This is a genomic window from Dyadobacter sp. HNCC25DJ184, from assembly GCF_056895215.1.
The window spans coordinates 12,630-34,204 of sequence record NZ_JBXHAQ010000025.1 but is presented as its reverse complement, the minus strand read 5'-3'; the positions used below and the strand labels follow the sequence as shown (position 1 = coordinate 34,204).

At 42.8% G+C, this 21,575-nt stretch carries 15 protein-coding genes; 6 read left to right on the top strand and 9 right to left on the bottom strand.

Annotation, left to right across the window (positions count from 1 at the left end):
- The first annotated feature begins 8 nt into the window (after positions 1–8).
- Complete coding sequence (locus tag AC1XUD_RS25655) at positions 9–1,751, top strand: RagB/SusD family nutrient uptake outer membrane protein (protein WP_483363907.1); 1,743 nt, start codon at positions 9–11, stop codon at positions 1,749–1,751.
- Positions 1,752–1,854: 103 nt separating this feature from the next.
- On the top strand, positions 1,855–5,406 hold the full coding sequence (locus tag AC1XUD_RS25650; protein WP_483363906.1) for a VCBS repeat-containing protein: 3,552 nt from the start codon (positions 1,855–1,857) through the stop codon (positions 5,404–5,406).
- A 166-nt stretch (positions 5,407–5,572) separates the two neighbouring features.
- Here the strand turns inward: AC1XUD_RS25650 and AC1XUD_RS25645 are convergent, their stop codons facing one another.
- From AC1XUD_RS25645 to AC1XUD_RS25615, 7 genes are all read right to left on the bottom strand, one after another.
- The gene (locus tag AC1XUD_RS25645) at positions 5,573–6,694 is read right to left on the bottom strand and encodes an ABC transporter permease (protein WP_483363905.1); all 1,122 of its coding nucleotides are present in this window, start codon (positions 6,692–6,694) and stop codon (positions 5,573–5,575) included.
- Positions 6,691–7,797 (bottom strand): ABC transporter permease, encoded by a 1,107-nt coding sequence (locus tag AC1XUD_RS25640; RefSeq protein ID WP_483363904.1) that lies wholly within the window; start codon positions 7,795–7,797, stop codon positions 6,691–6,693. The genes AC1XUD_RS25645 and AC1XUD_RS25640 overlap by 4 nt, the downstream gene beginning before the upstream one ends.
- A gap of 1 nt (position 7,798) precedes the next feature.
- A complete protein-coding gene (locus AC1XUD_RS25635) occupies positions 7,799–8,542 on the bottom strand; it encodes an ABC transporter ATP-binding protein (protein ID WP_483363903.1) in 744 nt (247 codons plus the stop codon).
- Positions 8,543–8,675: 133 nt separating this feature from the next.
- A complete protein-coding gene (locus AC1XUD_RS25630) occupies positions 8,676–9,593 on the bottom strand; it encodes an ABC transporter ATP-binding protein (protein WP_483363902.1) in 918 nt (305 codons plus the stop codon).
- A 1-nt stretch (position 9,594) separates the two neighbouring features.
- Positions 9,595–10,497, bottom strand: coding sequence for an HlyD family secretion protein (locus AC1XUD_RS25625; RefSeq protein ID WP_483363901.1), 903 nt, complete (start codon positions 10,495–10,497; stop codon positions 9,595–9,597).
- A 201-nt stretch (positions 10,498–10,698) separates the two neighbouring features.
- Positions 10,699–11,976: a TolC family protein gene (locus AC1XUD_RS25620; protein WP_483363900.1), complete on the bottom strand. Its 1,278-nt coding sequence runs from the start codon at positions 11,974–11,976 to the stop codon at positions 10,699–10,701.
- A gap of 51 nt (positions 11,977–12,027) precedes the next feature.
- Entirely contained in the window at positions 12,028–12,660 is a 633-nt protein-coding gene (locus tag AC1XUD_RS25615; RefSeq protein ID WP_483363899.1) for a TetR/AcrR family transcriptional regulator, read from the bottom strand.
- Between the two features lie 264 nt (positions 12,661–12,924).
- On the opposite strand from AC1XUD_RS25615, the gene AC1XUD_RS25610 reads away from it, so the two are divergent.
- Positions 12,925–13,830 carry a helix-turn-helix domain-containing protein gene (locus tag AC1XUD_RS25610; RefSeq protein ID WP_483363898.1) on the top strand — a complete coding sequence of 302 codons (906 nt, stop codon included), beginning with the start codon at positions 12,925–12,927 and terminating at the stop codon, positions 13,828–13,830.
- 145 nt (positions 13,831–13,975) lie between these two features.
- On the opposite strand, the gene AC1XUD_RS25605 is transcribed toward AC1XUD_RS25610, so the two are convergent.
- Together AC1XUD_RS25605 and AC1XUD_RS25600 are read right to left on the bottom strand one after the other, a co-directional pair.
- On the bottom strand, positions 13,976–14,431 hold the full coding sequence (locus AC1XUD_RS25605) for a low affinity iron permease family protein (protein ID WP_483363897.1): 456 nt from the start codon (positions 14,429–14,431) through the stop codon (positions 13,976–13,978).
- A gap of 98 nt (positions 14,432–14,529) precedes the next feature.
- Positions 14,530–15,798: a YihY/virulence factor BrkB family protein gene (locus AC1XUD_RS25600; protein WP_483363896.1), complete on the bottom strand. Its 1,269-nt coding sequence runs from the start codon at positions 15,796–15,798 to the stop codon at positions 14,530–14,532.
- Positions 15,799–16,028: 230 nt separating this feature from the next.
- Between AC1XUD_RS25600 and AC1XUD_RS25595 the strand changes: the two genes are divergently transcribed.
- The 3 genes from AC1XUD_RS25595 (at position 16,029) to AC1XUD_RS25585 (ending at position 21,180) form a co-directional block, all read left to right on the top strand.
- Entirely contained in the window at positions 16,029–17,201 is a 1,173-nt protein-coding gene (locus AC1XUD_RS25595) for a DUF748 domain-containing protein (protein ID WP_483363895.1), read from the top strand.
- A gap of 468 nt (positions 17,202–17,669) precedes the next feature.
- On the top strand, positions 17,670–18,224 hold the full coding sequence (locus AC1XUD_RS25590) for a hypothetical protein (RefSeq protein ID WP_483363894.1): 555 nt from the start codon (positions 17,670–17,672) through the stop codon (positions 18,222–18,224).
- A 190-nt stretch (positions 18,225–18,414) separates the two neighbouring features.
- Positions 18,415–21,180, top strand: a complete 2,766-nt coding sequence (locus AC1XUD_RS25585) for a TonB-dependent receptor (RefSeq protein ID WP_483363893.1) — start codon at positions 18,415–18,417, stop codon at positions 21,178–21,180.
- Positions 21,181–21,575 lie beyond the last annotated feature (395 nt).

Genomic DNA, 21,575 nt, shown 5'->3' with positions numbered 1-21,575 from the left:
AATATCATATGAAAAAAATTGGTAAAAAAGGATTGATCGGGGCGCTTATGTTGACAATGGTCCTTGGATATTCTTGCAAAGAAAGCTTTTTAGAGGTTCCTGCAACCGGCCAACTGGACGAAACCCAGTTGGCTACGGCTAAGGGAGTCGAAAGTGTGTTGATATCGGTGTATGCCCAGCTAAATGGTCGGGGCCTTCGTATGGCCAGCCCAAGCAACTGGGTTTGGGGAAGTATTCGCGGTGGTGATGCCAACAAAGGAACGGATCCCGGTGACTACAGTTCGATAAACCAGATACAACGGTTTGAGTATCAGCCAAGTGTGGATGTAGTTGAAGATCAGTGGAAAGGTTTGTATGAAGGTGTAGCAAGGGCAAATTTGACTTTGAAATTGCTGGGCGAAACTACCGATTTGACGGAAGAAGGAAAAACTGCGATCGCTGCTCAGGCGCGTATGTTGCGTGGACATTATTACTTTGCTCTGAAGAGAGCATATGGAAATACGCCATACGTAGACGAGACAGTTGATTATGGGACGGGTATCGAAAAGGTTGCTAACGACAAGGATCTTTATCCATTGATCGAAGCAGACTTGAAATATGCCTATGACAATCTTCCGGAAACTCAATCGGCTGTAGGACGCGTCAACAAATGGGCTGCAGCGTCTTACCTGGCAAAGGTGTATATGTACGAGAAGAAATTCACAGATGCAAAACCACTTTTTGATCTGATCATTGCCAACGGACAAACCAGCAGCGGTAAAAAATATGGTTTGGACGACAAGTTCCAGGATGTTTTCCGTGCAAGCAATGATAACAGTTCCGAATCGATTTTCGCTTTCCAGGCCGCGGCTAATACCGGAAGTGTGAATAATGCAAACCCGGAATTTGACTTGAACTGGCCTTACAACACCGGCCCGAATGGTCCTGGCAACTGCTGCGGTTTCTTTGCTCCAAGTTTTGAACTTGCAAACTCGTTCAGAACAACGGCTGCTGGATTGCCGTTATTGGATGGAAGCTACAACAATGCAGGAAACGAGGTTAAGACTGACATGGGGCTGAAATCTGCCGATGCCTTCACTCCTGACGCAGGAACGCTGGATCCGCGCCTTGATCATTCGCTTGGAAGAAGAGGAATTCCATTTCTTGATTGGATAGATCACCCGGGAAATGACTGGATTCGTAACCAGTCAAATGCGGGACCTTATTCTCCTAAAAAATATGCGTACTATAAGTCGGATGTGGGCTCACTGCAAGATAACAGTTCTTGGACTCCGGGATATACCGCTATCAACTTTACTATTATCCGTTTTGCTGACATTTTATTGATGGCTGCGGAAGCGGAAATTGAAGGAGGTGGATCTTTGGAAAAAGCACGGTCGTATGTAAACCTGGTTCGTGCCCGGGCTGCCAATCCAGCAAGTTTTGTTAAACGTGCGGACGGAACACTCGCAGCCAAATATGTGATCGATATCTACAAAGACGCCTGGACAAGTAAGGATGCAGCAACCGCAGCCGTGCGTTTTGAGAGAAAACTCGAACTTTCAGGCGAAGGACACCGGTTTTATGATCTTGTAAGATGGGGTATAGCGGACTCCGCAGTCAACTCTTATTTGACTTACGAGAGCAAAAAACTTAGCGGAGCACTGGGTGGAGCTAAATTTACAGGTGGTAAAAATGAACTGCTACCAATTCCACAGTCTCAAATTGACTTGATTGGTAAAGACATATTAAAACAAAATCCTGGTTATTAACCTATTCTAAATCTTTAGTTTGATACAAAGAGGTGGTATTTTCCATCTCTTTGTATTTTTTAACGGGTATCGTTCCAGCTCTTAATTCAACATTAATCGCTCCATGTATTTTAAATATTTTTGCTCGGTAATCGCTTCTGCCATTCTTTTAGCCTCCTGTTCCAAAGAGAAAAAACAATTCACCGGGCTGGAAACGGAGGAAACGGGAATCACCTTCTCTAACCGGATCGCTGAAAACGACACCATGAACATCCTTGCCTTTGAATATGTATATAATGGCGGAGGCGTGGCAATGGGCGATTTCAATAATGACAGCCTGCAGGATGTTTACTTCACAGGAAACTCTGTTGCCAATAAATTATACCTTAATAAAGGCGATTTCAAATTTGAAGATGTTACTAAAAAAGCAGGGGTTGGAGCAGAAAACAAATGGTCAACGGGTGTTTCGGTAGTCGATATTAACAACGATGGTTTGCTGGATATATATGTTTGTGCCAGCGTTCGAAAGGAGGCGAAAGAGCGCGAAAATATGCTATTTATAAACCAGGGAATTGATAAAGATAAGGTTCCTGTTTTCAAGGAAATGGCAAAAGAATATGGGGTATCGGATACAACACACAGTACCAACTCGGCATTTTTCGATTACGATAATGACGGCGATTTAGACCTTTTCGTGCTCGTTAACGAAATGGACGATCATAATTTCCCTAATAAATTCCACAAGAAAATAGTCGACGGTTCATCTAAACGAACTGATAGACTTTTCAGAAACGATTGGAGCGATGCACTGAACCATCCTGTTTTCACGAACGTCTCATCCGAAGCTGGTATTTTGATCGAAGGATATGGCCTCGGGGTAAATGTGACCGATATTAATCAGGACGGCTGGAAGGATATCTATATTACCAACGATTATCTCACCAATGATTTGATGTACGTCAATCAGGGGATCAAGGATGGAAAACATGCGGGCTTTGTGAATATGGCCGATAGCTATTTCAAGCACACTTCCCATTCCGCGATGGGAAATGACGTCGCCGATATCAACAATGACGGGCTTCCAGACATTGTGGCTGTCGATATGATGCCGGAAATGAACTACCGAAAAAAGATGATGACGCCGGCTAACAGCTATATCAACTATCAGAATAACGACCTGTTCGGATATCAATATCAGGTCGCCCGAAATACGCTGCAGCTTAATCAGGGGGACAAAAAGAATATGATTTTCAGTGAAATCGGCTTGCTGAGTGGCATAGCAGAAACTGACTGGAGCTGGGCACCGATGCTCACCGATTTTGACAATGACGGTCTACGCGACCTGATCATCACCAACGGATTTCCCCGCGATATAAGCGATTTAGACTTTGTTGCTTATCGTAATGAAGTGTATGGGCTAGTAACAAAAATGGATATGCGGGACAGTATACCTTCCGTAAAAATTAAAAACTACGCGTTCAAAAATCGGGGTGATCTTACATTTGACAATGTAACCGACGACTGGGGTATTGATATGCCGAGTTTTTCAAATGGTGCTGCCTATGCCGACTTGGACAATGACGGTGATCTGGATTACGTGGTCAATAATATTAACGACTCTGCTTTTGTATTCAGGAATAATGCCAGGGATCTCTATCCCGATATATCAAATTCTTTAAGGATCAGGTTTGAAGGCGAACGTTATAATCGCAACGGGCTTGGGGCAATTGTGAAAATAACCTTCAACCAAAAAGAAATTCAAATTGCTGAAAACTCACCGTATCGCGGATACCTGTCTTCGGTAGAAGCTATGGTGCATTTTGGCTTAGGCAAAATTAAAAAGATTGATCAACTAGAAGTGACTTGGCCTGGTGGCAAGCGGCAGGTTTTAACAAATATCCCGGTCGGACTTCTTACATTATCAGAAAAAAATGCCATTGTGGGCGATAATCCTCAACCCTCTGCCCCTCCCACTCTTTTTCAAAACATCGCTCAAATTATTCCTTTCAAACATCAGGAGACGGACTTTATCGATTTTAATATTCAGAAACTTTTGCCACATAAATTATCCCAATATGGACCGGCTCTGGCTGTGGCAGATATTGATGGCGACGGACTGGAAGATGTTTTCGTTGGCGGAAGCGTACATCAGAAGGGGACATTTTTGATCCAGAAAAAGGATGGGAAATTTGAAGTCTCCGATAGAATTCGCGTGGAAGACAATGCTTCAAAAGTGGCGGAAGACATGGGCGCATTGTTATTTGATGCGGACGGAGACGGCGACAATGACCTTTATCTGGTATCGGGAAGTTATGAGATGCAGGGACCAAAAGAGGATTTGCAGGATTGGCTATATATAAACGACGGGAAGGGAAATTTTACTGCAGATCGTAGTGCGCTACCTGGCATTTTCTCAAGTGGTTCCTGTGTAAAAGCAACTGATTTCGACAGAGATGGCGATCTGGATCTCTTCATTGGAGGTCGTGTGGAACCGGCAGGATATCCTAAGCCAGTTTCAAGTTTTATATTGAGGAATGACTCAGATAAAGGTGGCGTCCGTTTCACAGATATCACCTCCAAAATTGCCCCGGAGCTTAACCAGATTGGGTTGATTTGCGATGCACTATGGTCGGATTTTGATGACGACGGCTGGATGGATTTGATTTTGGCGGGAGAATGGATGCCAATCACTTTTATGAAAAATACGAACGGAAAGTTTAGCAAAATCAAGACCGCTGGTGACAACAAAACCGGATGGTGGATGAGTTTGACGGCAGGCGATTTTGACAATGATGGGGACACCGACTACATCGCCGGCAATATGGGAACGAACACTCTTTTCAGAGTCAGGCCAAATAAACCTGTTACGTTGTACGCCAAAGATTTCAATAAGGACGGATACTTTGACGCCATCCCGATGGTATACTATAAAGCTGAGGATCAAACCTATCAGGAATTCCCATACAACACCCGTGATGAAATGGGTAAGCAAGTCATTCAGGTAAGGCAGCGTTTTCAGGAATATGAGCGATATGCGAAATCTGGAATTAACGATATTTTCAAACCAGAAGAACTGGAGGACGCAATCAAATTATCCGCAAACTGGATGAAATCAAGCTATATCGAAAACAAGGGAAAGGCAGGATTTGTGATCGGCGAATTGCCAATGGAGGCTCAGTTTGGGCCTATATTCGGCATGGTTGTTGACGATTTTGACAATGATGGCAATCCGGATGTGTTGATCTGCGGAAACGACTTCGGATCGGACGTGGCGGGCGGAAGAAACGATGCACAAAACGGATTATTTCTAAAGGGAAACGGCGCAGGCGGATTTCAGGCAAAACCACTATGGCAGAGCGGCTTCAGAGTCTCAGGAAATGCAAAAGCAATGGTAGAAATAACAACTGCCAATGGTAATACGCTGGCAATCACCTCCCAAAACCGCGACTCTTTGATAGTTCACAGAGTCAACAGGCATAGCACCTTTTCTACTGTGATGGGAACAGATACAAAAGCTTTATTAAAACTGGCAAACGGCAAAACCCGAAAGCAAGAGGTATACCTGGGCTCCTCGTTTCTATCTCAAACTACATCTCGACTAATCATTCCATCGACTGTCAAAGAAGTTGAAATGGTATCTTCAAAAGGGGTATCGAGGAAGCTGACGGTTAAATGATTTTTAACAATTAATTTCTATTTAAGTCAGCTGGCGTAAAGTTTCGCGTTTAAAACGCTGAACCATTGGGTACCGATTTGAAATCGGTACCAGCGTACCCTCGGCAAGCCTTGACTTTTCTCTTGTTTGGGTGAAACTAAAGAAGAAAACCGATCTGTTTACGCTCTCAACTCGTCTTCCGATAATTTAGGATAGCCCAGGTGTTGAAGAAAATCGCAAAGCCGATCATGCAGAGATAGTGAATTCTGATATCCCAGAACGAGCTGCCTTTCAATACCACCATCCTCATTACTTCGATAAAATAGGTGACAGGGTTAAATTTCGCGATCCATTTGGCCCATTCCGGCATGCTGTCCACAGAAGTGAAAAGTCCACTCATGAGCAGGAATATCATCATGCAAAAGAACGCCAGTGACATGGCCTGCTGTTGGGTGTTCGAGTAGGTTGAGATGAGCAACCCGATTCCCAACAAAGCCACTAGGTAAATTGCCAGAAAACTATACAAAACGAGCAGCGAACCGACGGATACGATTCCATAAACGATTCGGGCAACGCCAAACAGCCCGACGCTGAAAATGAATACGCCGATGACCCAAAACGGGATCAGCTTTCCCAGAATGAAATGATATTTTTTAATAGGCGTTACATTGATCTGCTCAATTGTTCCCACCTCTTTTTCCTTCACAATATTCAACGCACACATATACGCCCCGACCATTGTGACCAGCACAACGAGTATACCGGGCACCATAAAAAACGGATAATTCAGATATGGATTAAACCAGTTCAACGAAATAATTTCCAGCATAGGCATATTGCCAATCGGCTGTGGTTGAACCCAGTCCAGACGAATTTCAGCATTAAACGCAGTAATGATCCTGGCTAAATATGCACTTCCAACCGATGCTTTAGTACCGTTGATGGCGTTAACGGCTACAAAAAGAATGCTCTTGTTTTCGCGCACCAAATCCTTTTCGAAATTCTTCGGTATCTCCAGTACGAGATCTGAGTTGTCGGTTTCAAACTCTTTGAAAGACTGGTTGAAAGACCCGCTAAAATCATTCAATTTAAAATAGCCCGAAGCCAGAATCTTGTTCGCCAGTTTCCTCGAATAGGTTGAATGATCATGATCCACGATGGATATGTTGATATTCTTAATCTCAAAATCGGCTGCCAGCGGCATAACTATCAACTGGATGATCGGCAAAATGATGATCATCCGGAGGATGACCGTATTCCGGAAAATTTGTCGGAACTCCTTCTGCAGCAAAAATCGAAGCGTCCTCATGCCAGTCTGACTTTAAATTTCTTAATACTGATCAATGCTAAAACCAACGTCATCCCCACCAACACAAGCGTTTCTTTCCAAATTGCGGAAAAACCTAATCCCTTGATCATGATCGACTTGACAATAATATAATACCACTTGGACGGAACGATATTTGAAATTATCTGCAACGGAAGCGGCATATTTTCGATTGGAAACATGAAACCGGTAAACATCATCGTCGGTAACAACATCCCCATCAGCGATATCAACATGGCGGCTTGTTGGGAATCCGTAGAGTTCGAGATCAGCAACCCTAACGTTAGGGCGCATAAAATGAAAAGAGAGCTTTCGAGATAAAGCAAAAGGATACTTCCATTCAGCGGCATCTCCATCACATTTACACTCAACAACAAAATGACTGTCAGATTGACCAGCGATAAAAAGAAGTAGGGAACCGCCTTGGCAATAACCACTAACACAGGGCTAAATGGCGAAACCAGCAGAATTTCCATAGTGCCAGTTTCCTTTTCTTTCACGATGGAAACGGATGTCATCAAAACGCAAACCAACAATAGCACGAGCGCCATTACACCGGGCACAAAATTCGTAACTCCTTTCAATTCAGGATTATATATCATTCTAACATCGGTATTGATGGTGTGAGGCATTGACGATCCAATCGACAATTGCCTTTGATAATCCATCAAAATATTGGTAGCGTAATTCGTTAATGTGCTGGCTGTATTTGGATCAGACGCGTCTGCAACAATCTGCACCTGCGCCTTATTAAGCCTTGATAAGTCATCGTTAAAATTAGGTGGGAAGACGATTACCAATTTAACTGCTCCTTCCTTAAACGAGCTCTCGATCTGGCGGTGATTCAATATAACCCTCTCAATATCAAAGCTTTTGCTTGCTTTAATTTTATTTATAATCCGGTGAGAGCCAATGTCGTTAGCATAATCGCAAATAACGATTTTGGAATTTTTGATCTCGTTCGTCAATGCAAATCCGAAAAGAATGATTTGCGCAATAGGCATCCCGAATAGCAGCAGCATGGTTTTTGAATCACGAAAGACGTGATAAAACTCTTTTCGGATAAAAGTGAAAAGCTGTTTCATATCAGTCTGCTGTTCGTTTTGCACCTCGAGCCAATTCATAAAATACCTCATCCATCGACCTGGCACCATATTGTTTTTTTAGATTCACCGGCGTGTCCAAGGCCTTCATCACCCCGTCGACCATCATCGAAATCCGGTTGCAATATTCTGCTTCGTCCATATAATGAGTAGTTACGAAAATGGTGATTCCTCTGTCGGCAGCTTCATAAATCATATCCCAAAATTGTCGTCTCGTGAGAGGATCCACACCACCGGTCGGCTCATCAAGAAATACAATTTTAGGCTCGTGAAATATCGCCACAGAAAAAGCAAGCTTTTGCTTCCAACCCAGTGGAAGTGCACCCACTAATTTCTTTTCTTCTTTACCAAGCCCTAATTTATCAACCAGTTGAGCACTTTTCTCTTTAATATCCTTGTTGCTCAAACCGTATATCCCACCAAAAAATCTGATATTCTCAAGGATCGTCAAATCTTCATATAATGAAAATTTCTGGCTCATATACCCGATACTGCGTTTGATATCCTCAGTTTCTTTGTAAATGTCAAAACCTGCGATTTTCGCAGAACCGGACGATGGCCGCGAAAGACCGCAAAGCATCCGCATTGCCGTGGTTTTCCCTGCACCATTAGCACCTAAAAACCCGAAAATCTCACCCTTATAAACGTCAAAAGTGATCTCATTGGTCGCAACAAAATCGCCAAAACGTTTGGTGAGTTTGTCGGTTTGTATAACGATTTCTGACATTTTTTAGCTGTTAGTGTTTAGGTATTAGTTTTTAGTGGCTCTCGATGGTTCGGCGCAATTGAGAGATTCAAGGTATACCGGCATTTTGCGATCAGCCTGCTCTTGAGGAAGCCGCCGCCCTGCCAACATTCGCTCATTCACTCATCAGTTGCATAAAGCAATCCTCAATCGTCGGTGTTGTTGAGTTCATCTCTATTCCTATATTTCCCTTTGATGTCAAATATTGCTTAAGTTGGTCCTTAGCTGACTCATCGTCATTTTTAAAAGTGATATGATGGAATTCACCGAATGCCTGACAGGTTTCTACTTCTTCAGAACTTCTCAAATCAACTAATAACTTGCTCATTTTCTGAGCCTTGATCGCATAAAGATTTTTTGGATATTGCCCGATGATATGAGCCGGCGTATCGATCGACATAACCTTTCCATTTTGGATCAAAGCAATTCGTTCGCACAATGTCGCCTCGTCCATATAGGGCGTTGAGACTAAAATCGTGATTCCCTGTTCTTTCAATCGCTTCAACATTTCCCAAAATTCCTTCCTCGAAACGGTATCTACGCCAGTGGTTGGTTCGTCCAGAAATAGCACTTTTGGTCGGTGTATCAAGGCGCAGCAGAGTGCCAGTTTTTGTTTCATTCCGCCTGATAATTTCCCCGCTCGTCTGGTTTTGAAAGGCTCGATCTGAACATATATTTCTTTGATCAGATCGTAATTTTCCTGAATACTGGTATCGAATATGGTCGCAAAAAAGTTGAGATTTTCCTCAACAGTCAGGTCCTGATATAGTGAGAACCTTCCTGGCATATAGCCGACATGTCGCCTAATGGTTTTAAAATCTTTCACAATGTCCAGGCCCGTAACCGACGCTGACCCGCTGTCGGGTAGAAGTAAAGTTGTCAGCATACGGAATATGGATGTTTTTCCCGCACCATCAGGCCCGATCAGACCGAATAATTCGCCTTTTTCCACCGAAAATGAAACGTCATCAACTGCTCGGATTTCTCCTTTATTATAGGTTTTGACGATATTACTTAAAACCACGTCCGTCATATCAATGGAATTTTATCTCGCCATACATCCCGATCTTGTAAATACCGTCGTTTTTCACCTTCACCTTCACGGCATATACCATGTTGGCCCGCTCTTCTTTGGTCTGAATCGTTTTGGGGGTAAATTCAGCCTTATCATTGATCCACGATACGATTCCTTCTGCTTCACGCATACCGCCTTTCCCATCGTCCGTTAACACGCTTACTTTTTGCCCCAACCTAACCCCAGAAAGCTGATCACCAGTTATATATGCACGTAAAACTATGGTGGACAAATCTGCAATTTTATACAGCGGTTTCCCCGGAGAAGTCATTTCATTCTGTTCAGTATATTTCGTCAGCACCGTCCCATTGATCGGGTTGATAATTTTGCACTTTTCCAATTGATCGTCGAGCTGGTCAATTTGAGCATAAAATGGCGCAGCGTCTTTGCTAAAGCCACCCGACGAAATTTCCAATGCCGACTTCTGCGCCGAAATCTGCGTTTTAAGAAGATCGACTTGCGCCGAAATGTCATCCAGCTGTTTAGGTGTTGCAGCATCTGCTTTTACCAAATTCGTGAATCGAATTTTCTCCTTCTCTGCAGTCTTGAGTTGTTCTTGCAAAGATGCCAGCTGAACCGGGACGTCAGGACGCTTCCCCAGCATCGCTTCAGCCTGTAACTCCAGCTGCTTCTTCTTTAAAAAAAGCTGAACACTATCGATGTATCCCACCATCTGTCCTGATTTCAAGACCTGCCCCTCTTCCAGATTAAACTGTTTCAGAGTACCTGTCGCCTCGGAAGAAATAATGGTCTCTTCCGCCTCAAAGGCACCCGATGCATCAAAATCGGCTTTTTTCTTTTTACAGGAAATGATGCTGAGTAATATGAACGACGCCGCCAATGCTGAATTAAAACTTTTCATTGTTTTCCGCTTTTGATTAAGATTATTTTGCTACGAAGGCTGGAAGAAGCCAAGATTAAACAGTTGAATACCAAACCCTTAATAAACATCAAGAAAGGTTCGCTTCCCGACAAAACCAGACCATATCATTCTCTTGAATAAGCACAAAAAATGCCCCGCTCCTGACAACTCCCGACCATTAAAGTTACCCGCACGACGCTCCTAGTTGCCCGCCGTCGTTTGATAGTTGTACATCGCCATCAAAAGTTGCAATTCATGGAGTACCCGATTTTGCCGCGCCAGGTCCTCAGCATTGATATAGGTCAGATAGTCGTTGGTGGTCGCAGTTCCGAATTCGAGCTGGCCTTTCGCGGTATTTTTTATCCGTTCCCTAAGATCAATGATATCCGAATCCGTCTGAATCAATTCCTGCAGTTTCACAACCTCCGATGTTTGTTGCTTCATTGTCAAGCTGGTATTAAAAATGAACGTTTGTCGTTGCACGTCAAGCAGATTTTTGTTGATCAACAGAATTTCCCGCTCTTTTTCTGCTGTATAAAAACCAGACAAATTCCAGTTCAGTCGCAGTCCTCCTATATAATATCCTGTCAAATCGTTGCTCAGCATATTCAGTGCCGGACGACCTACACCACCCTGAAAAAAAAGGCTAAATCGCGGAAGGTTTCTGGCGGTAATAAGCTTATCCTGAGCATCAAAAATCGTTTTCTGTAAATCATAAAGTTTAAGCTCCGGTCGATTGATTTCATTAGTAAGAGTTAGCATCGAAGGCTTTTCAAAAACTACGGTTTCGTCTACGGATCGATTAATAAACAACGAAAGCATATCGGTATATCCTTTCCGGGTCGCTTTCATCTCGATGGTCCGCTGGTTTGCCTTCAACAATTCAGCTTTCAAAATATCCGCACTGCTGCGGAGCGCAATACCATTTGCGATTGCTGAATTCGTTTTATCAATTCCGGTCAAAATATCCCTTTTCAGCAACTCATTCTGCTGAATTTGGGCGTCTAGCAAAAGCACTCCGAAGAAAAGCTGATTGATTCGTTCCTTTAATTTAAATAACTCAACCTCAATCTTTTGACCTTCTGCTGCAGCATTAGAAGCAATCACCAGCTTCTGATCTTTCACAGTCAGGAGATCTGTAATCGGCTGACTTACTTCGCCATATAACTTATACTGATCCTTACTAATATTGGCGATATGCACATTGGGTATATCGATCGGGACCTTGGTCACTGCCGATTGATAGGTGGCCTGACCGGCAATATTGAACTGAGGAAGCGTTCCTTTGGAAGCGTTATCCAGAGAGTATTCCTTTGACTTTTCAATCAGCGCATATTGTTTAACCAACGGGTAATTACGTTGCGCCAATGAATAGCAGCTGTCCACAGTCAAGGAATACCCATTTTGCGCAAGGCACAATTTGCTGATAAGCAGCAATATACCTGCCATTGAAATAATTTCGGCTCTTCTTGTAACCATCTTACCTCGTATCGGTTTTAATCATTTGTTTAAACTCGGTGCAAAAAAAAATCACTTTACTACCATGATGGCTTTCATCCAAACCGGAATCATCTTCTTCCGGGCCTGCATCATTGTATTAAATTGATCATCATCAACGCCACCCATCATTTTGAGCATCGGACTCCCTATAAAAGGAAAGACAGTCAATCCGATAAAGTTCATGATAAAATGGAGCATATTCGGCTCTGCAATCCGGCCGTCAGCAACTGCTTCGTCAAACTGTTTTGCGAAAAAAGAATTGAGAATTAATCCTTTTATATTCAGAGCTTTAAACAATTCTGCGGGTTTGTTTCTCAACTCACTCATTATAAACAAGGCGATCTGCGGCTCCACCACCAGCAGGTCGATATACCCCTCAGTTGCTTTTTCAATTTTCTGCTCTAGTGTTGTATCCTGCTCATTAAACGCCCGGCCAATCGAAATCAAAAACATTTGCATTGTTTCCAGCATGATCAAATCAAACAGCTTTTGTTTGCTTCGAAAGTAGTAATTCAAAAGTGCCAGGTTGATCCCTGCCTCCTCTGCTATATCTCTCGTTCTTGTTGCTGCAAAACCTTTTTTATGAAAAACCAACCGTGCAGCGTTTTTGATTCTCGCCTCGGTGGAGTAATCCAGCTCTTCTCCTGGTCCTTCTGAAGTCATAATTCGTCAAATATTTTGCCAAATGTAAAAATAAATTTTTGAGTTAACCAAATAATTTAATCAAATGTTTAAATCATTTTATCAATAAGAAATTTACTGCAATTATCTGAATTTTAAGGCGTTATAAATCTTAGAAATTCTCGTTGAAGACGGATCCTGCAGCATAACCATACTTATCCATTACATTCGGTGAACAAATCAGGCACCGAGGTTTAAAACGCCTTACTTGCTCTATATATTTGAATTTTGCAAACCATCGAAACGATGAAGACCACAACCGTAAACGACTTTTATAAAGAAACTTCTGAACTACTGCCCGCAGGTATCAGTAAAGAAATTGGTCACTTCAATGTTTTTGATCTGGCCGAACTAGTCAGCAAGGGAAATGGAAAACCCGTTATGCCATACAATCGCCGGTCATACTATAAAATCAGTTTGATCACAGGTAGGAACAGGGCTGAATATGCCGATAAGGTGATCGAGATTGAGAACAACGGCTTGTTATTTGCAACACCGAAGATCCCCTACAATTGGCTACCATATGACCAGAACCAGTCGGGGCACTTTTGTATTTTCACGGATGAGTTTCTGGTCCAATCCAAAAGCGGCGTCAATCTGGAAGACCTGCCCATTTTCCGTTCAGGGGGATATCCTATCTTTCTGATAACGGAAGAAGACTCCGCGGAAATACGGTCTATATTCATTAAAATGCATAAAGAAATGGCTTCCGACTATATCTTCAAGTATGATCTGTTGCGAAACTACGTGCTGGAGCTTATTCATTATGGACAAAAATTGCAACCTGCCACAGCATTGTATCCTACCCATAATGCGGCCGCTCGGGTATCTTCCTTGTTTGTTGAGCTTCTGGAACGTCAATTCCCGATCGAGTCTCCGCAGCAAAAACTCAAATTCAGAACGGCGAAGGACTACGCAGATCGACTTGCCGTTCATGTCAACCATTTGAACAAAGTCCTAAAGGAGAGCACAGGCAAAACCACAACTGACTTAATTAGCAGCCGGATCCTGAAAGAGGCTAAAATCCTCCTAAAACAGACTGACTGGAATATCTCCGAAATAGCCTATTCACTGGGTTTTGAAGAAGTGGCGCACTTTTCCAATTTCTTCAGAAAGCAAACCACCTTGTCGCCGATGGCTTTTCGGGTTTAGGATACCGATTTGATTTTTACAAATATCAGTCCCGATTGACGAAAAATAGCCTGTCGCATAAAGATGCAGACAGGTCATCTATCAGACCCGTATATTTCTAAAGATCATCTATGATCCGTGAGTTTATATTTTTGCGAATCAACGCTCATTTCTTTATGTGAGCACCTGCCTTTTTCTTCTGCAACTCCTCTGCGTCATCAATAGAATGTGAGTTATGGATGTCCTGATCGTCTTCTGCCTCATCGGATAGTTTTTGATAGAATTTGTGAAGTACATCCAGTTCTTCTTCTGTCAAATCTTCTATATCGACCATGCGGTTACTGGCGTATCTACTGGCAGCGATCAGCTCATTTAGTTTTAGCTGAATAGCCTTGGAATCCTTATTTTGCGACTTTTGAATGATAAACACCATCAGAAATGTCACGATCGTGGTGCCGGTGTTAATAACGAGCTGCCAGGTCTCGGAGTATCCAAAAACGGGCCCTGTTGCTGCCCACATAACAACCACTGCGAAAGCTGTTAAAAAAGCCAGGGAGCTGCCGGTCCAAGTTGTAATTTTAGATGCGATCTTGTCAAACATCTCATTCAATTTATTAGCCATATTGTTCAGGCATTGTTGTTATTCAGCTCCTTTTCATTAAATATCGTACCAGACCCAATTTAAGAAAATAGTTCGCTCCATGATCGAAACGTGGTTCCTCAGTCCTTCGCCAATTTGATTAATGTTCTGCGGATTATCTCTGATACTCCTTTTTTATACTTCCACATAATGACACCCAGGATAACCGCTATAGCTAAAACAATAATAAAACCAAGGTACTCATTCCCAATAATTCCGTTTAAAAATTGAGCTAGGAAAAAGATAAGAACGTTCAACAGGACCACTGCCATTACTCCTGCGATAATATAATAGGTGGCCGGCGTGAAAAGTTTTAGCAACACCACCTCAATATCTTCTTTTACCTTCTGAACTCCGTTGTTGATCAAATCTTTAAAAAAATGAGTGACACCCTCTGGCACTCTTGTAAAATCCCTTTTCCGTTGTTCGTTTTTGGCTACCACAGGCGCCTCCTTCTCGATTTCTTTCCTTACCATCAGCACAGCGTGTTCGTTTGGAGCAATGGATACCCCATCTAGTTTCGCATATACCTTGGTAAATTCTGCCCCGAAATACAGGATAATGGAGGAATAATATATCCATGTTAACAAGATGACAATAGACGCAGAAGTGCCATATGCTGCACCAAGATTTGATTGCCCTAAATAAAAACTGATGACAAATTTACCAATCGCAAACATGATAGAGGTAAACGTGGCACCGACCATACATTCCTTCCATCTTAAATGTCCATCGGGAAGAATTTTGAAAATCACGGTGAAAAGTGCCGCTATGATGACGAGAACCAATGCGATATTCAGTCCGCTGAAAATAATTACTGATACCTCGGAAAAGTAGCGTTCAAGTCGCCCGCTCAAAACATCTACCATCGCATTGATACCTAAAGATACGATCAGCAAGAAGCCCAGCGTTACTATAATTGAAAAAGACAACAATCTGTTTTTGAGGTACCGAAGCCAGCTTTTCTGAGGCTTGGACTTGATAGACCAGATATAGTTAATCGAATCCTGAATCTCGGCAAACACTCCCGTGGCACCAATCAACAAGGTTATTACTCCTATTGCTGCTGCCATGTTCGACTTGTTCGTTATCGCCGCGTTTTTGATCAACTCCTGAACCTGGGTTGCCGCTTCCTTACCGACGAGTCCGCTGATTTGCCCAAAAAGCTCGCCTTGAAATGCCTCCCGTCCATAAAAAATACTGACAATTGAGATGATCAGCAAAAGCATGGGGGCCAGTGAAAATATAGTATAATAGGAAAGAGCGGCGCTTAGTTTTAAGCCGTTGTCATCCATGAATTCTGAAAAACTTTCTTTTAATAAAGAGAAGATAAACTTGATGCGTCCCATTTGAATTCTTGTTTATGTAATTCCGAACGCCGAGAACTACCTGGTCTCAGCCGGAAGCGAACCAACAACAATTGTACCACCTCATTTCGGGAACAGTTTTTACTATATGCAATTAGCAGGGACAATGAGGGAGTATTTTCCCGGGGCTCTGAAAGCGTTCAAATCAAGTATTGGAAGAACCAACCCGCCGTTTTACAATAGAATGAGAATTAAAAACAACACTATATCTGATGGAAACAAGGAACCATACCAGTAAAAAAAGAAAGACGCTTTGGTTTTTTGGAGGACTGATCGTTCTGCTGATCATTGCACGATTGATACTGCCATACGTCGTACTGCGTTTGGTCAACAAAAATCTGGCGACGATGAAGGGATATTACGGGCATGTGGAAGATATCGACATTGCCCTTTTGCGGGGCGCCTATGTAGTCGACAGCATATACCTCGATAAAAAGGATTCAATTACTCAAAAACAGACACCATTCTTCAGAGCTTCGGAAATCGACCTTTCTGTTGAATGGAAAGCACTTTTTAAAGGCTCGATCGTTGGTGAGGTCGTGCTCGACAGCCCGATGATAAGATTTACAAAAGATAAAGTGGAACCGAAGGACGTCGCAAAGGATTCTTCGGATCTGAAAAAATTACTTGACGATTTCATGCCGCTTAGCATCAACCGTTGTGAGATCAACCGCGGGAAAGTTCAATATATTGATGAAAGCTCTCATCCCAAAGTGGATATCGAAATGAACCAAATCGACCTTCTGGCTCAAAACTTACGAAACAGCTACGATTCCACTACTGTGCTTCCTGCAACAGTGGATGCTGAAGCGTCAGTCTATGAGGGGACTTTGAATTTCAATGCAAGGGCAAATCCACTGGCTGACTCCCCTACTTTTGATATGAGCGCTGAGCTTAAAAATACCAATCTGGTGAAATTAAACGACTTTTTTAAAGCATATGCCAAAGTGGATGTAAACAAAGGCACGTTCGGTTTATATACCGAAGTTGCAGCGAAAGACAAGAAGTTTGCGGGTTATGTGAAACCAATTATTAAAGATCTGGACGTACTTGGCCACGAGGATCGGAAAGACAATATTTTTCAAAAAGCATGGGAAGGAGTTGTTGGAGCGGTTGGAGAGGTTTTTGAGAATCAGAAGAAGGATCAGTTGGCAACTAAAATTCCTTTTCAAGGCAACCTGGATAAACCAGAAACCAATGTTTGGGCAGCTATAACCACAATTCTTCAAAACGCATTCATTCAGGCACTTCAGCCTTCCATTGATAACGAAATAAATATTGGATCGGTTAAACTTGAGAAAAAGGAAAAGAAGAACTTTTTTCAGAAGATCTTTTCAAAAGATAAAGACGAAAAAAAAGATGAGAAGAAGGATGAGAAAAAATAGCGAGGGAACGCATTTGAACTTCAAAAAGTAATATGATGCCAATTTTGCAAAAAAGCGCGGAATAGAATTTCCGCAATACTTCCATTGCTAATATTTCATGAAGAAGCGAGAGAAAGCCATCGCGTCAGTAAACAGAGCCCAATTCCGATGTGAGAACCTTGTTAAACCAAACCGAACTTTGGTAGTAGAAACGTATGCATTTATACGTTCAAATGAAAAAACTGAGCGTACCTAAGGGAAAGTACCAGCCAAGTAGCCAAATTTATTCCTGACGCTATAAATACAGCCAAATCTATCCCGTTACCATTCAGCGATCGCCCGCCTCTCATTCATCCGCAACCTCGGCTGCTCCACTTATTTTCGCATTCTCTCATTCATTCTTCCTAAAATACCTCGGAAAAATTCTGGATAATATCCGCGCTTTGTCTAATTTTGATGAACCTCGTCCAAAATTTAAATATTTAAACATTGCGCAGGATTTTATCCATATTATTAGTTGTACTTCTCCTCTACAATATGATCGGCTACTCTGTGGTCTACTTGTTAGAGGATAGAAGCACAATAGGTAATCATGCCAAGGATTTTGTGGAACAACAGGCAGGGGGTGGAAATATCACGATCAAAGTTCCCGTGGCGGTTCCATATCAAAGCAGTTGGGATGCGCCAGAACCGGCAGAAGGTAAGGTTGAGTATAACGGGCAGTTTTATCAGATGAAAAGTCGTCAACTCGTTAATGATACCCTGTATGTTAAATGTGAATTCGATCAGAATGCCAGAGATCGATTCATGGATCTGGCGGCAAAGATCAACGACCAGGTGACAGGTCATTCGAACTCTGAAAAACCTGTGCCGTCTTCTGTTCTGAAGAGTTTCCTCAAAGAATATATGTCTCCCGACAGAAAACATATTTTTTATCTGCTGGAATGGGTTGAATCCGTTCAATCTGAAATACCCCAATCCAACGCTCTTTTACCGGAACAGTACCAGACCGTTCTTTCTCCTCCCCCAAATCCAGCCTGTTAACTTCTTCAGGATTGTGATTGACTTCGGCAATTTAATACGGACATAGCATCCTTTGCATCTGCATGGGATGATAGCGGCTACTATTAAATAGCAATTGTCCGCGCATAGCCTGAATAGAGTCAACCCTCATTACCGGTGTTTCAGGTAAACATCGTTGTCCAGACATTGATATTTCATCTTTCAATATACTATGAAAAAAAATCTATTTTTCTTTATTGCCCTGTTTTGCTCTTTACTCACGAATATATCGGTGGCGCAAACCGGTGTGGTGAGCGGAACAATCAGAGATTCCCAATCGAACCGTGCTTTATCAGGCGTTTCAATTTCTGTAAAAGGCAGAAACTCAGGTACAGTAACAAATAGCGAAGGTGCCTTCGAATTAAAAACCTCCACTCCTGCGACGTTGATTATTTCATATGTTGGCTATGCCCGTCAGGAAGTTCGAGTCGACAACCCGGGTGCTATCAATATATCGATCGGCCAGGCCACGGAAGAGCTTAATCAAGTGGTCATATCAGCCTCCCGCGTGGAGGAGAATATTCTGCGGTCACCGGTAAGTATTGAGAAAATGGATGTGCGAGCAGTTCGGCAGACCCCCTCGGCCAATTTTTATGATGGGCTGGTCAATATGAAATCCCTCGACATGGTTACGAGCAGCCTGACTTACAAACAGATCAATACCAGAGGATTCAACAGTACAGGGAGCGGTCGTTTTTTGCAATTGGTTGACGGAGTGGACAATCAGCCTGCAGGGCTTGGTTTTGCAATGGGAAACTTGTTTGGACCACACGATCTGGATGTGGAAAGTGTAGAATTGATTCCCGGCGCAGCGTCAGCATTATATGGCCCGGTTGCTTTCAACGGAATGCTTTCCATGCGTACCAAAAATCCATTTGAATATCAGGGATTGAGCGTACAGACAAAATTCGGCGTAAACCATATCAATGACGGAACGGGCGCGAAACCAGTGTATGACCTTGCTCTGCGATATGCAAAGGCATTTAAAAACCGTTTTGCATTCAAAATCAACGCTTCTTATCTGAAAGGTACTGATTGGTATGCAACCGATTATACAGACATTGACGCCAATACTCCCGAAGCGAACCGGGGTCCGAATAATCCGGCCAGAAATGCACTCAATATCTATGGAGATGAAGTTGCGCAGACCATCGAAGATGTCGGTCGTGTTTCCAGAACTGGGTATAAGGAGATCGATTTGGCAAACTATGGGGTATATAGCCTAAAGCTAAACGGAGCATTTCACTATCGGATTACTGACAAACTGGAAGCAATATATCAAGGAAATTTTAACCAGGGTACAGCGCAGTACACAGGCAGCAACCGTTTCGTAATCAACGACTTTAAACTAATTCAGCATCGTCTGGAATTGCGTGGCAGCAATTTTTATATCAGAGCCTATTCAACTCATGAGAATTCGACTAACTCTTATAACACGCGTGCTTTGGGACAGCAGATTAACCGGACATGGGTTCAGGATCTTGCCGGCAATGTGGTAGATCCAAAATTAGCCGACGAAACATGGTTTCAGCGTTATACAGCCGCCTATAAAGGAACGATCAGCGGAGTTGCCGGAGGTAATAATGATGCTGCCAGATCATTTGCTGACATAGGTAGAGTTTTGCCCGGTTCTTCATCTTTTAACCAGGCAAAAGATAAGTTGATTCAAACAACAGGCCTCGACGGAGCCGGAATTCTTAGTAAGTCAAGCCTTCGCCATATCGAAGGGTTATATGATCTGACGCCCGTGATAAAGGTGTTAAATCTGCAGGTGGGAGGTAATTACAGAAAGTATTTTCTGAATTCCGAGGGTACGCTATTTGATGATAAGGACAAAAAAATCACAAATCACGAATACGGTATATTCGCACAGGCTTCAAAAGCTATCCTGAATGAAAAGTTGAAACTTACTCTTTCAGGAAGATATGATAAAAATGAAAATTTCGACGGCAGTTTTACCCCACGTGCTTCAGCCGTTTATTCCCCTAACGACAACCACCATTTCCGTGCATCGTATCAGACAGGCTTCCGTAATCCGTCAATCAGTGACCAGTATATTAAATTGAATGTTGGCCCTATTATCATTTTGGGAGGTGCGCCGGACAACGTTGCAGGAACAAATGCATATGAAAACTCGGTTACCATCGCTTCTTTTGGTCAGTTTGCAGGAGCAGCAGGAGCTGATTTGCAGAAAGGCACTCCTTTCCCTCAGGCGGTGCTCAATAATAAGGATTTGCTGGTAAAGTCCAATGTACCGCCTATTACCTCCGAAAAAGTTAAAAGTTTCGAGGTGGGTTATAAAGGTTTGTTGGGTAAAACCCTGTTTTTTGATATTAACTATTATTACAGCGAATACACCAATTTCCTGATGAATACTGTGGTTGCCAGGGCCAACTCCAGTATCCTGCTTCCGGATGGAACAATAAATCCCGCAGCGGCCGGCGAACTGCTGGGCCCTGCACGCCAACTGTTTCAATTGTATACCAACGCGACTGACAAAGTGAGCACGCAGGGCGTTAGTGCCGGGATTCAATATGCATTACCTAAAAAATACAGGGTTGGCTTTAATACCACATGGGCCGACTTTAATTTGCAGGAAGCAGACAAGAACAACGTTCCTGCTTTCAACACACCAAGATGGAAAACTAACCTGACGTTTAGCAATCCCGCATTGACCGAAAACCTTGGATTCAGTGTAGCGTGGCACTGGCAGGAAAGCTTCGACTGGTATGGATCGTTTAACGAAATGCGTCCGGGAAGAGTCCCGGGTTACAGCCTTTTGGATGCGCAGATAAGCTATAAGATACCGAGTCTGAAAACGATCGTAAAACTGGGCGCATCGAACCTCACCAATAAATACATCGTTCAGGCGTATGGCTCACCGGCGGTGGGAGGCATGTACTACATCAGCCTGAACTTCGATGAACTGCTTAGATAACCTCAGCTTTTAAGTTGTTAAGTATTTAAAATTATTGCCGATCAAAATGAGAACGGGGCAGTACAGAATCAAAGGTTTCTGCACTGCCCCGTTTTTCATTTTCACATGTCTGGCCAAAAAACGCCCCACTGGTACCCCATTTATGTTACGTACAAATCTTTTCTTTGAGCCGCTACCGTTAAATAAAAGTTGAATATTTTTTTGCTTCGAATATCCCATTTATTATTATATTCGTTCTAGAATATAATGACACCAATAGCCTGTATATCAGCATATTCAACCCGTAAAAATACCGCTGACCTGATATCAACGCCTACTACATGCCATTGTCAACTTGCCTTCTCAAGGAGTAAATTCCTGAATAGGCTTCTATAGTGAGTGTGTCATTGGTATCC

Coding starts and splice junctions, on each gene's coding strand:
- AC1XUD_RS25610 (WP_483363898.1), top strand. CDS start 12,925: ATGAAGACCACAACCGTAAACGACTTTTATAAAGAAACTTCTGAACTA.
- AC1XUD_RS25650 (WP_483363906.1), top strand. CDS start 1,855: ATGTATTTTAAATATTTTTGCTCGGTAATCGCTTCTGCCATTCTTTTA.
- AC1XUD_RS25625 (WP_483363901.1), bottom strand. CDS start 10,497: ATGAAAAGTTTTAATTCAGCATTGGCGGCGTCGTTCATATTACTCAGC.
- AC1XUD_RS25655 (WP_483363907.1), top strand. CDS start 9: ATGAAAAAAATTGGTAAAAAAGGATTGATCGGGGCGCTTATGTTGACA.
- AC1XUD_RS25630 (WP_483363902.1), bottom strand. CDS start 9,593: ATGACGGACGTGGTTTTAAGTAATATCGTCAAAACCTATAATAAAGGA.
- AC1XUD_RS25605 (WP_483363897.1), bottom strand. CDS start 14,431: ATGGCTAATAAATTGAATGAGATGTTTGACAAGATCGCATCTAAAATT.
- AC1XUD_RS25615 (WP_483363899.1), bottom strand. CDS start 12,660: ATGACTTCAGAAGGACCAGGAGAAGAGCTGGATTACTCCACCGAGGCG.
- AC1XUD_RS25635 (WP_483363903.1), bottom strand. CDS start 8,542: ATGTCAGAAATCGTTATACAAACCGACAAACTCACCAAACGTTTTGGC.
- AC1XUD_RS25585 (WP_483363893.1), top strand. CDS start 18,415: ATGAAAAAAAATCTATTTTTCTTTATTGCCCTGTTTTGCTCTTTACTC.
- AC1XUD_RS25600 (WP_483363896.1), bottom strand. CDS start 15,798: ATGGGACGCATCAAGTTTATCTTCTCTTTATTAAAAGAAAGTTTTTCA.
- AC1XUD_RS25645 (WP_483363905.1), bottom strand. CDS start 6,694: ATGAGGACGCTTCGATTTTTGCTGCAGAAGGAGTTCCGACAAATTTTC.
- AC1XUD_RS25595 (WP_483363895.1), top strand. CDS start 16,029: ATGGAAACAAGGAACCATACCAGTAAAAAAAGAAAGACGCTTTGGTTT.
- AC1XUD_RS25620 (WP_483363900.1), bottom strand. CDS start 11,976: ATGGTTACAAGAAGAGCCGAAATTATTTCAATGGCAGGTATATTGCTG.
- AC1XUD_RS25640 (WP_483363904.1), bottom strand. CDS start 7,797: ATGAAACAGCTTTTCACTTTTATCCGAAAAGAGTTTTATCACGTCTTT.